The sequence below is a fragment of the Ruminococcus sp. CAG:57 genome (assembly GCF_000435935.1).
Classification (GTDB): Bacteria; Bacillota; Clostridia; order Oscillospirales; family Ruminococcaceae; genus Hominimerdicola; species Hominimerdicola aceti.
In genome coordinates this window covers 1-13,403 of the sequence record NZ_FR890777.1, presented here as the reverse complement: position 1 = coordinate 13,403, position 13,403 = coordinate 1, and the positions used below count along the sequence as shown (strand labels likewise).

11 protein-coding genes are annotated in these 13,403 nt (G+C 38.3%); all 11 read left to right on the top strand.

The window, feature by feature from the left end; translation table 11 throughout:
* The first annotated feature begins 155 nt into the window (after positions 1-155).
* Positions 156-1,142 carry a DUF3991 and TOPRIM domain-containing protein gene (locus QVO88_RS09945; protein WP_288177979.1) on the top strand — a complete coding sequence of 329 codons (987 nt, stop codon included), beginning with the start codon at positions 156-158 and terminating at the stop codon, positions 1,140-1,142.
* 27 nt (positions 1,143-1,169) lie between these two features.
* The gene (locus QVO88_RS09940) at positions 1,170-1,562 is read left to right on the top strand and encodes a hypothetical protein (protein WP_022288328.1); all 393 of its coding nucleotides are present in this window, start codon (positions 1,170-1,172) and stop codon (positions 1,560-1,562) included.
* A gap of 177 nt (positions 1,563-1,739) precedes the next feature.
* Positions 1,740-4,349 carry a collagen-like protein gene (locus tag QVO88_RS09935; protein WP_022288327.1) on the top strand — a complete coding sequence of 870 codons (2,610 nt, stop codon included), beginning with the start codon at positions 1,740-1,742 and terminating at the stop codon, positions 4,347-4,349.
* Positions 4,350-4,401: 52 nt separating this feature from the next.
* Positions 4,402-4,767: a hypothetical protein gene (locus tag QVO88_RS09930; RefSeq protein WP_022288326.1), complete on the top strand. Its 366-nt coding sequence runs from the start codon at positions 4,402-4,404 to the stop codon at positions 4,765-4,767.
* Positions 4,736-7,474 carry a VirB4 family type IV secretion system protein gene (locus tag QVO88_RS09925; RefSeq protein WP_022288325.1) on the top strand — a complete coding sequence of 913 codons (2,739 nt, stop codon included), beginning with the start codon at positions 4,736-4,738 and terminating at the stop codon, positions 7,472-7,474. The genes QVO88_RS09930 and QVO88_RS09925 overlap by 32 nt, the downstream gene beginning before the upstream one ends.
* 4 nt (positions 7,475-7,478) lie before the next feature.
* Positions 7,479-8,717, top strand: a complete 1,239-nt coding sequence (locus QVO88_RS09920; RefSeq protein ID WP_022288324.1) for an Ig-like domain-containing protein — start codon at positions 7,479-7,481, stop codon at positions 8,715-8,717.
* A gap of 12 nt (positions 8,718-8,729) precedes the next feature.
* A complete protein-coding gene (locus QVO88_RS09915; protein ID WP_022288323.1) occupies positions 8,730-9,383 on the top strand; it encodes a hypothetical protein in 654 nt (217 codons plus the stop codon).
* A 16-nt stretch (positions 9,384-9,399) separates the two neighbouring features.
* A complete protein-coding gene (locus QVO88_RS09910) occupies positions 9,400-9,768 on the top strand; it encodes a hypothetical protein (protein WP_022288322.1) in 369 nt (122 codons plus the stop codon).
* A 420-nt stretch (positions 9,769-10,188) separates the two neighbouring features.
* Positions 10,189-10,662 carry a hypothetical protein gene (locus QVO88_RS09905; RefSeq protein ID WP_022288321.1) on the top strand — a complete coding sequence of 158 codons (474 nt, stop codon included), beginning with the start codon at positions 10,189-10,191 and terminating at the stop codon, positions 10,660-10,662.
* Positions 10,663-10,701: 39 nt separating this feature from the next.
* Complete coding sequence (mobL, locus tag QVO88_RS09900) at positions 10,702-12,564, top strand: relaxase MobL (RefSeq protein ID WP_022288320.1); 1,863 nt, start codon at positions 10,702-10,704, stop codon at positions 12,562-12,564.
* 10 nt (positions 12,565-12,574) lie between these two features.
* On the top strand, positions 12,575-13,403 hold an 829-nt coding region (locus QVO88_RS09895; RefSeq protein ID WP_288177978.1), incomplete at its 3' end, for a type IV secretory system conjugative DNA transfer family protein.

Below are 13,403 nucleotides of genomic sequence, written 5' to 3'. Positions count from 1 at the left end.
AAAGTCGATAATTGAGTTGGCAAGGCTTAAAAATTCTGCTTTATATTCTAAAAAGGGGGATAAACTCAATGGCAATACGGCGTGAGTACATAGGTTCGGGCAAGAAATTCATACGCTATTCTCCTGAAGAAATGGCAGACGCACGGCAAACGGATATGCTTGACTTTCTATCCCGAAAAGAGGGTTTTACCTTTATAAAAGCAGGCTCTGTATATCAATGCAAAGAGCATGATAGCCTTATAATTCAGGGTGACAGGCAACGTTGGTATTGGAATTCGCAAAATCTTAAAGGGCTTAATTGCATTGATTGGCTTATGAAAATTGATGGTATGGGCGTTCAAGAAGCATTTGAAACCATTATAGACTTGTCAGGAAATATTAAGACGGAGTTTGTGAAAGCTCCTGAAATAAAGGATGAGCCAAAAGAATTTCATTTGCCACCCAAAAGCGAAACGTATAGAAACGCTGCCGCTTATCTCACGAAAACACGAATGATAGACCCTCATATAGTCAGCTATTGTATTAAAAATAGTTACATATATCAGGACCAATACAAAAATGTTGTGTTTGTGGGTTTTGATGATAAGAATGAAGCAAAGTTTGCCGAGAGCAAGGTAACGAATACCTTTTATAAGCGCAAGCCCAAAAATGTAAGTGGAAGTCAAAAAGAGTACAGTTTCAATCTGACTTATTTGACACCTGAGAGTAACAAAGATACTGTTTATGTCTTTGAAGCTCCAGTTGACTTGCTAAGTCATGCAACGATGTATGTCATATCTGAAAAGAAAAGGGCTGAACGATTGGGGCAAAAACCTGATTATGATGTTTGGAAAAAGCAAAACAGGCTGTCTTTGTCGGGAACATCAGACGTTGCATTGCAATCATACCTGCAAAGATATCCTGAAATAAAAAACATTGTGCTTTGCTTAGATAATGACGAAGCAGGGCGAAATGGAATCGCAAAAGTAAATCAGAAGTATGCTGACAGGTATAGCATTACAGTTCACGTTCCTAAATTGGGCAAGGACTACAATGAAACACTTGTCAGATATTTAACTGTAGCGGAGAAAGCTACAGAACAGAGAACAGTTGATAACAGTGAAGAAGTTGCTGTTACAAATACAACTCAGCGGTCACGCTGATACAAAAAATTCAAGGAGTGATTTTCTATGAAAAACAAGAAGATGAAGAAAATTGGTGCAACGCTCTCATCATCAGTTGCCGCATTGTCAATGATGTTGATGAACGCTGTATCCGCAAGTGCAGACGCTATTGATGTGAATGACAATGGCAAGGCGGCTGTAGTCCTTGCTGACCTGTCTGGTCTGCTCAAGTGGATCAATGACTTGGGTGACACTGCTAAGTATATTGGCTATGCCATATCAGTTCTTGCAGTTATAATCGCAGGTATCATGCTTATTGGCGGTGGCAATGGCGGTATGAGCAAAACAAAAGGTGTATTTATAGGAATACTTGGAGGCTTAGCAATACTCGGCTTTGGTCCTAAACTCATTCAGGATTTTCAGTCAGCAACAACGAGCGGTATGCTTTTTATCAAATAAGCGGAGCGAACGGTACATATTGTATGTACCGCTATGGGTCTTAAGCTTTGAGCCTATAGCGGTGCATACAGTGCATTAGAATCAGAAAGGACGGATAATTATGAGAGAAAGGTTATACAATGGTGATTTTTTTAACTTCGATTTTTATATCGAACGTACAGGAGGAGTCAGAATATAATGAGAGTATCAAAAACGAAAAAATATGCGTTTTCTGTATTCATAACACTGCTTATAAGCACAATGTCATTGAGCATACTTGCATTTGCGGCTGACCCTCGTACACTTCTGCCTGAAGTGCAGGAGATAATCGTCAAGAAAACTTGGCACGGAGAAATGGTACAGAATGTTGAGTATACGTTGCTGAAATGGCTTGCATATGTTGTGGATTACATTTCAGAAGCTGTGGATCAGGTGCTGAATTTTAATCTTTACAACGTTATAAAAGACGTATTTAACATAGATACTATTATATACCCTATAGCGTGGGCGTTGGCAGGAATGACAGTGGTGCTTATAGGAATACTTATCATCGTCAATGCAGACAAGATACACATAACAGACTATGTACGAAATATCTTGACGTCACTGTTTTTCCTTATCGCATTGCCGATACTCGTTTCATCATTTAGTGACCTTAAAACTGTCGGTGTGCAGTTTGCAAAGGATAATACAACAAAAGATACTGCAACAAATAGGACGATAGGTGAGTATATTCTCGCAAGCAATATTTACAACGTGAATAGCAGCATAAATCAAAATAAATTGGTAAAACAAAGTCAAGTATCGTCATTTGGTGTAAATCCTAACACTGTGTACTCAATGAATATTAATCTAGGTTTAGATCCTTCAAAAACGCAATATAGGACAGTTACAACAGCAGACCATTATGATGTGACTCCTACATACAGATTTGATGATTTGACCTTTGAGCATAAACTTGAACTGTTAGACCTTGTCGATGACTATGCTTTTTGGCAACAGCGTGTCGCATGGGCGCAGGCTAACGCTGGAGTACAAGACAATTCTGATACGGAAGAAGATGATGATAACGCATATAAAATAACAATAACACGAGGAGAGGGAGATAACAGACATTCAACAGATTATTACGTTATAACCTCACAAGCTCCATATTATCAAGCTTCATTTGAATGTTACTTAATTCGTGAAGCAGCGGAAAATGCTGCCCACGAACTTCAAAATCGTGGCATAAATATACAAGCTAGTCAAGTGGCTTCCATGATAATGTATTGCCAAGACTCCGATACTTTTGAGGAAGCTATAAACAGGTTGAGTAAAGGCGCATTTAGAGAGTTAGACTTCTACGGAAACACAATGAGTGCTATTCAAATACTTAACATTTCCAATATCGAAGATTTTGCGGATAATGGATTTGAACATCATAGTGGCGGTAGTTTTGAACAATTAAAAGAAGCGTCCGATTTTAGTGACGGAGATATGTCAGCACAGTTTGATAAAATGTGGCAATATGTTTCTGTCGGTCACTTAACGGAAAAAAATCACTTCTATCGTGTTAATTTTCTATGGGGGCTTTTCATGCTTGTAATAACGGCAGTGTGTCTTATCTTTGCAGGACTGAAACTTGCGTCCTTGTTGTACGACATAATGTTTGCACAGATAGTAGCACCAATAGTTGTGGCAACAGATATGGGTGGCGCAGGACGGCTAAAAAAGGTCATACTGAATTTGCTTAATTGCTTTCTGTCTGTGATAATAGTTGTACTAGATTTGCGTTTATATATCCTGATACTTACTGAAATTCAGGACTCATCACTGTTATCAAACCCAATAGCTGTTATTTTCATAACCGTTGCAGGCTGTAAATTTGTAATTGACGGACCTGACCTTGTGGTACATCTTCTTGGTATTGACGCAGGCGTTAAGTCAGGCGTATCAACTATTATGGGTCTGCGTTCCGCAGGACAGATAGCTTCAGGCGCAGGACACACTCTAGGTCATATAGCAGGCAAGGGAATTTCAAAAGCAGGCGGTGCAGTTGCAGGCAGTATCGGTGGAGCTATTTCAGGTGGCATTAATGGTGCGAAAGCTTCAATGGCAAATACTAAAAATAGTGACAATAAAGCCGAAAAAGGAATGCGTGGTGCTGTCGGTGCTGTTGGCGGAGCTGTCGCAGGCGGTGTCAGCGGTATGGTAGGCGGCTTTGGAAGTAATAATGGCGTTATGGGCGCAGCTGCTAATGGCACAGCCGTAGGCGGTAAAGCAGGAGAAGTTGCTAACAAACCTATCGGAGAAGTGGCTAAAAGTGCAGGACAAAATTTATCAGGCAAGGCAATGGGAATGGGTGAAAAACTTGGTGTAGGTACAAGTGGTAAGGACGGAAAAGACGGCACAAACGGAATAGACGGACTTAATGGTAAAGACGGCTTGCAAGGTGAAAATGGCAAACAGGGTGAGCAAGGTGAAAGCGGTGAATTTTCGTCAAACATCGATAATAGTTCATCTGAAAATGCTGTGGCGCAAGGCTCTTTTGGCTCGGACAGCTCTAACGCAGGCATGGATGGCTCACAAACAGCTAGTGCAGTTACACCTAGCATAAGCACTTCGGGTGGAAGCTTTGGCACTGATACAAGTGCTTCATCAGCACAAGCTGTTAATTCAGGTAGCTATAATACTCAAACATTTGCAGATAGGCAGTATCATGCAGAGAGCAATACAATAAGTTATGCAGATACAGCTATAGCAGCAGAAAAAACACAGCCAACATTTGCTGAGAAAGCAATGCGTGATGAAAATAAAAGAAAATAAATCGGGGCAGGCGTAATGCTTGCCCTTTGTTACTTAGAAAGGGGAAGAGTAAATGAATGATGATATTAGGGCAGGCTTAGTACCGAAAACCACAAAATCAAAGGTCATGTTGACAAAATATCTGACAAAGTATCGCTTTTTGGGCATAATAGCTGTTTTCTTTTCTTCAATGGTCATAGGAATGGCGTTTGGCTCGTTGAGATATGTATTTGTGGTGTTCTGTTTAGTCATATTTATGATATGTACGGCAGGCTCTCCCTCAGACCCTCGCAAGAGCTTTGGAGGAAGCTTGCTCGACTTTCTGAGGTTTTTAGCTCAGAAAAAAACATACTACGGCTCAGGAAATGTGGATTGTGCTGATTATCTGAAAAAGGAGGAGGACAAGCGTGAAGCTAAGAAAAGAAAAAAGGAAAAATAAGCGTGTAAAAATGAATGCAAAGAATTGCCTTTGTACATACTTAGATTTCAATTCATTCCGCTTGACAGAGCAGGATCTAGCAACAGTTGGCGGTGGAAGAACAAATCTTGCGGCTAACTATGTGTTCAGGTTAAAGCATAATAACATTGGAAAGTATATGTCTGTTGTGGCTATTTACGGCATTGATATCATGCACTATTCCAATGACGATAAAATATCAGCGTTTAATGCTTTCGGTAGTGCAACTCAGCTTTTGGACTTGCCACATAAATATATTTTCAGTCACAAGAAACCTGACCTTTCAAGGCAACGTGAGTTCTTGGAATACAAAAAAACGCAAACACAGCACCCATTTACAAGGGCAATGCTCGATAAGAAGCTCCGACAAATAGATGATCTGGAGAGAACTCACCGCAGTAATCTTGCATATATGTTTGTTTATGCAAACGATATTGATACGCTTTATGCAGCGGTAGAGCAATACTGCAATGCGTTTTCTGATACATCTATGGCTCTGTGCAATTTTGACACAACAATAAGCTTTATGAGAACGCTTTTAAGCTTTTCGGACTGTGAAAATCGTGATATTGATTATCAAAATATCAATGCTTATGTTCTGCCCGACACAGTAAAATTCGGTCAGAATTATTTTAAGGTGAACAACACATATGTGACATCAGTTGTCATAAAAAGTTTTCCTGCATTGCTTGCTCCACTTGCTTTAACACGGCTTGTATCACAGAAATATAGTGACATAGTATCTATGTGGGACGTGTGTACCGCTGCTCGTGATGATGTTCAGGAACAGTTGAAGCAATCAATGGACGAGCTTAACTCTCGTTGGGCAATTAGGCTCGGCATGGCTGATAACATTGATACTCAGACAGAACTTGCAAAGATACAAGAGATATATAATTCAGTAGTGAATGGTGCTGAAAACATGGTGTATATGACACTGCGTTTTTATATCTTCAATAAAGACCTGTCAGCATTGAAAAAGCGTGTTGCAGTAGTGCAGAAAGAGTTGGCTACAAACAATGGACTACGTTCTTACGTCCCTGAAAATCAGATGTTTACCGAGTTTACAAGACTTATTGTTGAGGGCAATAATATTCAAACGCCAATGCCTATCTATGATACATACGCCAAAGAATTTCCGTTTTATTATCAGGAACACATTGATGATAATGGATTGTTTATGGGCTACACGCAGACAAACGGACTTGTCTTTCTTGACTCGTTTCTGCGTAACAGATACCGCTCGTCATATGATATGATACTTTGTGGAGTAAAGGGCGGTGGTAAGTCTGTAACGCTTAAGTTAATGGTGCAAAATCAGCTTATAATCGGCAACAAGGTTTTCGCTATTGATATTGAGGGTGAGTATAAGGACCTTGCTATGATGTATGACGGTCAGGTCATTACAATGGATAGACGTGCCTTTATAAACCCTCTGCAGATAAGGACAGTTATCGATTGGCAAAGCGAAAACAAGCTTGATGAAGAAAACGATGATGATACACAGCAACAGCTCCTCTCCAAAGAAAGTGCTATCGAAACAAATTTTATATCTGAAATATCACGAATATGCACTTTCATGTATCAATACGTTCCGACAATGACCTATGATGTTATGACAGCTTTTAGAACTGCCCTTGTAGAAACTTATCAAAAAAAGGGTATAACAAAATACACTGATGTAAACTCTCTTTCGCCAGAAAACTTTCCGATATTTTCTGACGTTGTTGATGTTATAACGTCAAAGATCTCTTCGGGAACGCTCTCAGCAGACGAGATAACTTTGTATAAAACATTGCTTATGTACGTGAAAGAATTATCTGTTTCGGGTGCATATGGAACAATGTTTGATTCGCATACAAACATTGAGATAAACAATTCAAATCTTATAGTTTTTAATGTGAAAGCATTGTCTGAAATGGACGAGAGTGTGTATAACGCACAGCTTTTCAATATACTCTCGTTGATGTGGTCTGAGGTTTGCAAGAACGTTGCTCATAACAATAACCTTGTAAATCTTCTTGACCGCCGCAGAGTTATCTGCCTTATCGATGAAGCTCATCGTTTCATCAATACCAAAAACACATTGTGTACTGATTTTATCCTTAAACTTGAGCGTCGCTCAAGAAAATATGATGCAGGACTTTGGTATGCAACACAATCAATTCTTGACTTTATGCCGTCCGACACTGGTGAAAGTGTGGATACAGTTAAGAAGATATTTCAGCTCGTGCAGTATAAATTCTTACTCAAGCAATCATCTGATAGTATTGAAATTCTTCATAACATTTTTGGTCAGTTTACTATGTCTGAGTTATATGCAACGGACAATTTTGAAGCAGGAGAAATGTTGCTGTCACTAGGCTCAGGCAAAAACAAGATACACTGTAAGAACGCTGCTACAGAGTGTGACCTTATGTACATAGGTAACTCTCAGGACAGGGACGAGATAGTAGACAGCATATTCAATCGAATGTATCTTCTTAATTGGAGTCCTCAAAATCTTGCTGATGAAATGTATCGTTCTGAGCAAAAAACGCAAGAATTTATCGAAACGTTCACAAGGGAAGTCATTGAATATTTCGGCTTTAAACTGACAGATAGCGAGTATCTTTATTTGACAGTAAACAGGCTAGTAAAAAACCTCGCAAAGCGTTTTGGTGACAAGTACAACGTGAGAAAGTGGTGACAGTATGGATAAGATTAAGCGAAACAACGCCATTTATATAGCATTTCTGAGCATTTCAATAGCTATTATGGCAGTTATTATAATCATACCTATGGTGCAATCTATGCGCTATGTGCGCCATACTGTAGACTACAACAGCATAGTTGCAATGGGTAGTTATCATATAAAAATATCAAATGCAACGTATCTTAAAGATAAAAAAGAGCTTTACTTTGCATTGTCGGCAAAAGAGGAAAGCAACTATTCAGGGAGCATAAGTTCAAAGCCTGAGATAAGCAACTACACGCTGAGATACTATGATGACAATGGCAAATATCATACAGAAGATATGCTGAAAAAGTATACTGTTTCACAGAAAAATGACTTTACAGAGATAATAACAGTATCCGATATTCCTTCGGGATATGACTACGTCTACATTGAGTTAAAGTGTACGATCGCTGCCTATGACGAGCCTGACACAGTTGACGAATTTGGTGATGTAATAAAGGGGCAACACCATGATGAGATAGTCAAAGAACAGTATTTTATGTTTGACAAAAAGGACGTCAGAGTGATAGACAGCAAGGACGATAATCAGGACGATATGAGCATTGTTATTGAAGAACAGACAGATAGTACATCTGAAAAAATTACAACTACAGAAGCCAAAAAGGATATTAAATCAGATTTGAAAAATGATAAAAAAGAGGATAAGCGCAGTGAAAGTTCATCAACCACAGATAGTATATCAGAGAGCAAGTCTGACAAAAAGAAAACTGAAAAGGTCACAACATCTACAGTGACATCGACTAAAAAAGTTGACGTAAATCCACAAGATAATCACGATTGGCAGGATACACAAGCACAGCCAAGTGGCGGTAACGATAACTATCATAATGACAATACATATACTGAAACACAGCCATACTATCATGATGAGCCTGCACAGACAGAGCCACCATATCAACCGCCTGCAACAACTACAACAGCGGTCATAAAAGCACGTTCTTTAAAGATAGAAACAATCTATGAGTACAATGATGTTAAGATAAACGTAGGTTCAACGGCACAGCTTAAAGCAGTTGTAGGTCCGTCAAATGCTGTGAATAAATCAGTGATTTGGCAAAGTAACAGACCTGATATTGCGGAGGTAGACAGCAACGGAAATGTGCATGGAATAAGCAGTGGAAAGGCTATAATAACTGTCCGTGTTGCAGACAACAGTGCCATAACAGCAAGCTGTATGGTGACAGTAAATTAAAGGAGAAATACAATGAATGACGAATATATTTATCAGTATCCTGCGCCTGAGTACATGGAAAGATTCAAAGAAATGGTAGCGCAAAGAACAACAAATACCAATGGCGCACGAAAGAAAGTTATCGTGTGCTTTGGCATTAGCATGGCTTTTTTAGTCCTTTACTGTCTGCCGTTTCTGAATTTTATCGACACATATTTATTACTTGTTGCAGTGATTTTTTTATGCGCAACAGTGATACTTCTTAAAGGGATAACAAAGAAAATAGGCACTCATAATCTCATGATACAAGCTACAGAGAATGACATGGTGCTGACGTATTATTCTGTCGGGGCAACGCCTAAAAAGGTATTGACCGTGCGTTATGAAGATATAATCGAGTGTCAGTTTTTCGATAAATCTTATACAAAAATACAGATAACTTTTAAGAAAAATAAGCACTCATATCTTAAATCTTATAGTCAGACAGGAGAAGAAGTGAGCAATCTAGTTGACACTATGGTTTCATTTGAACTCAATCCATATTCCTATGAACAAGGCTTTTTTATGTACATAGTACCTGATTATTTCAATATAAAAAAATATGCTCTGACAGATAAAATTCTTAAAAAATATGGCAACATAAATGAATATTTCACTCGCTTGTCTGAGAGTGAAGAAGTTGAATAAGGTGGTGTAAAAAATTATGCCAGATATTCGTTTGTCTAGTGATTTGATGAGTAAAGTCGATAAAATTGCGGCTGAAAAAGAAATGTCACGAAACAAATTAGTCAACAAAATAATTGAAAAATACGTTGAAGCAAGTGACAGCTTTGTATCTGATATTCTTCCTGATGTTGTCCGCAGTATTGTCAAAGATGAGATAAAGAAACTTGACGATACTTCAACAGAAGTAATAAAGGATATGTATGTAACTATCATAAAGCTTAGAAAAATAACTGAAACACTAGAAACTTTCATGCTTCCAGAATACAATGAAGTGGACTATGATACGTTAAAAACTAACGAACTTTTGACTCTTATTGAGCTGTCTGAAAAGCAAAAAAAGCGTTGATTTTTGAACAAAAATCTTCATGCTTTTTTAGATAACAAATATTGCAAGGAGATTTTAGGGGGAAAACGCTATTTAAGTTATTTAACTTTGCTGATTTTAAGCTGAAATTTCTTATTTAAGTTAAATAGTCTATCCTATAATGTGGAAATTTTCAAGTGAAAAAGTTATTTAAGTTATTTAATTTGTCAGAAAAAGGAGTATTTAAGTTATTTAACATTGCTTAAAAAGAGGTATTTAAGTTATTTAACTTTCTGAATAAGTAGCCCCATTTTAAGTTCACCTAAAGCTCGGTACTACCGAGCTTTCACACAGGGAGTGTACCCACTTCCTTTATGCTCTTTGAGGTTATTCGTTCATGTTCTGAGCAAAATTCATTCATTCAAGTTCCCCTGAAAATCAATAGTTGGAGGTGCAAATTCAATGCCAAAAAAATTAAAAACATTCTCGTTTTCTGATACCGCTGAGAGAAATCTCAGCCTGCTTATGAGTGACCTTGAAATACATTCAGCGAGTGAATGTATAAGATACCTGATAGACGCAGAGTGCGTTCGTCGTGGGCTTATAAAAAAGGACGCAATGTCTGAAAACTTTGGTGCAGGAAAAGGTGACAGGTCAAATGCAAACTCAGTAAAAGACAAAGACGATCTATTGAGAGAAATACAAATGGTCAGCATTCAAATGGCAAAGTACAATAATCGTATTGAGGATATATATAAGATGTGTTATGAGGTCCGTGACGGAGTTAATTCTCAATGCAATTTCATGGACGCTCCTTTCACGTCTGCGGATACTATGGTTGAGGGCGCAGCGGTGAGCAAAGCAGTGCAAGGCTCATGCGAAACTTACGAAGCAAGAATGCGACGTTTGTCCGTGGACAAAGCAAACCGCCGCTAACGGCGGCGTATCTAAAAAAGAAGAAAAAGGGGTGATACATTGAAAAAGAAGCACACAACGCCTGCGGTAGTTTTTCATCTTGATATGATACAGCCTACGAGTAAGAAGTGGGTAATAGCCAAAGGATTTGACGGAATGTCTTATATGAACAGGGACGGAAAATTTCTTCCGAAAAAAGAGAAAACATTTAAGTCGCAGGCAACAGTAAATAAAGACTATATTGATTACATGAATAAGAATGGCGTCTTTGATACGAACTACTCAATGCTCACAGAAAAACAAATGGATACTTACAGAGATTATGAGCGTCAGAGTAAATCTGAGGGTTGTCCGAAATATGTGGGCTATCTGTCATTCGATAATCAGTTTCTAGTCGACAATGGTCTGATGATAGGTGAAGTGCTTGACCGAGCAAAGCTGATGGATATCGCAAGAAAAGGAATCAATTCCTTGATTGATAAAAGCAACAAGCTAAAAAATGAAAACACTTATTGGTATGCGGCTATTCATGAGGATACAGACAATATCCATGTTCATTATACTTTGCTTGAATATCACCGCCTAGAGGATAGAACAGTAACATACAAAGGTAAAGGGCAGGACCTTTTAGAGCAGGACGCATTTAAGAAAATGAAGTCTACAGTTGCTAATGAAATTATGACAAAAAAGCTGACACCTGAGCTTACGGCTTTCAAGCGTAAAAATCTCATACCTGAGTTTTCTTCTTCCATAGTAGCGTCCAAAGAAATGATAGAACTGTTGAAGCTCCTTCCACCAAAACCACCACATTCAGCGTGGCAGTATGACAATGTAAAAGTTCGTCCGTATCAGCGCAGGATAGATATGTGTGTTGATAAAATTATTAGCTGTAACGAAAAGCTTCAGGCAGAGTTTGATGAATACGTTGAAAAGTTGAAAATGGCAGACGAACAGTACAAAAGATTTTATGGCGAAAACTCTGATTATTTTGAATACTCAAATAATCAGCTTGACGATTTTTATAACCGAGCAGGAAACAAGCTCCTGCAGGAACTTGCAAAATTGCAATATAGACTTGATAAAAATTATGTCAAAGAAAGTGACTTTACAGATATGGAAAAAGCCGTATCTAAAAAAGAAGAAAAAATGGCATACAAGGAGTTCAAAGAACATCTGAGTAAAAATGAATTGCTTCAGGCTCAGAGCTGCCTGAAAAAGCATAGCAAATCGAACGATACATTTGCTTATCAGCTTGGAAAGCTTTTGCTTGATAACTATGATGATAAAGAAAACATTGATAATGGAATAAAGATACTCAGCGAGATCGCAGAGAAAAAAGACAGTCGCTGTTATGATAAAGCAAACTACCGATTGGGTAAATATTATGAAGATATAGGCAACACCGAAAAGGCAGAGGTACATTTGCTTCGTTCGGCAGAGGATAACAACGTGTATGCGATGTACAAGCTAGGAAAAGCGTATCTAAAAAAGAATAAAGAAACAAACAACAAGGACGATTTGAAAAAGGCAGAACGTTGGCTGAAAAAAGCGGCTGACTTCGATGACCCATATGCACAATGTTCATATGGTATGCTTTGCTTCAAGACAGAACGTCGTGACAAGGGATTATATTATCTCGAAAAATCAGCGGCTAAAGGAAATGAATTTGCAAAAATGATAATTCAGACTACAGTAAATCGTGAAGAAGCAAGGCTGAGAAAGCAAAACAACAAGAGAAAATTCCGCAGTTTCAGCGCACAGCAAGCTTTGGTTCGTTCTAAACGAGCCATGAATGTATGTTGGCATTCGGTTAAGTCACTCATGAGCGAGTATGACTTTCACATCAAGAAGTTGCAGGAAGAATATGACTATGAAAATAATATTGTAAATGAAATGGACGGCTATAGCTATTCAATAGATTAGGAGAAATACAATGAACAATGATTTTGATGAACTGAATAAAAGCAGAATAAAGGTACGGCTTTTAAAGGCGTTTGGTTTTGGTGGTCTGATATATGTTATAATAAACTTGTGCCTGAATTATTTTCACCTATCCCTGACGTTCATAAATGCAAAGCATAAAGGTATAACAGCGGTGGAATATTTCCGCTTGAAGTGGACGTATTTTATTACAACAGATAATTTTCCGTTACCAATGGTAATTATGATATCATTTTTCATAGGCATAATGCTTGCGCTGCGTTCTGAAACACATTGGCGTATCAAAAATGAAAACAAAACTATAAAGGGCAAGCAGCGTTTTATGAATACTAAAGAAATGGAAAAAGTTTTATATTCGTTTGATTGTGATAAAATGAAGTCGGCTAAAAAGTCAGGAATCATCATTGCAAAGGAAAACGGAAAGTTCTACATAGACGCTGAAACGATACACAGCTTAATTATTGGTACAACTCGTTCAGGTAAAGGTCAGACGTTCGTTATGCCTATGATTAGGCACATCGCAATGTCACAGGCTAAACACTCTATGGTAATAAATGACCCTAAAGGCGAGATAGCTGAAAACTGCACGGCTATGCTGAGGGAAAACGGCTATAAAGTAGTGTTCCTAAATCTGCGTGATACAAATATGTCATCGTTATGGAATCCGCTTCAAAAAGCCATTGATGAATACAAAAAGGCAAGAGATAATAATGAGGACCTCGACAAAACTATAGACGAAGTGCAATCGTTAGCAACGGTCTTCACAGCCGATGAACAATCTCAGCCGATTTGGCCTGAATCGGCTAAATCGCTTTTAGTTG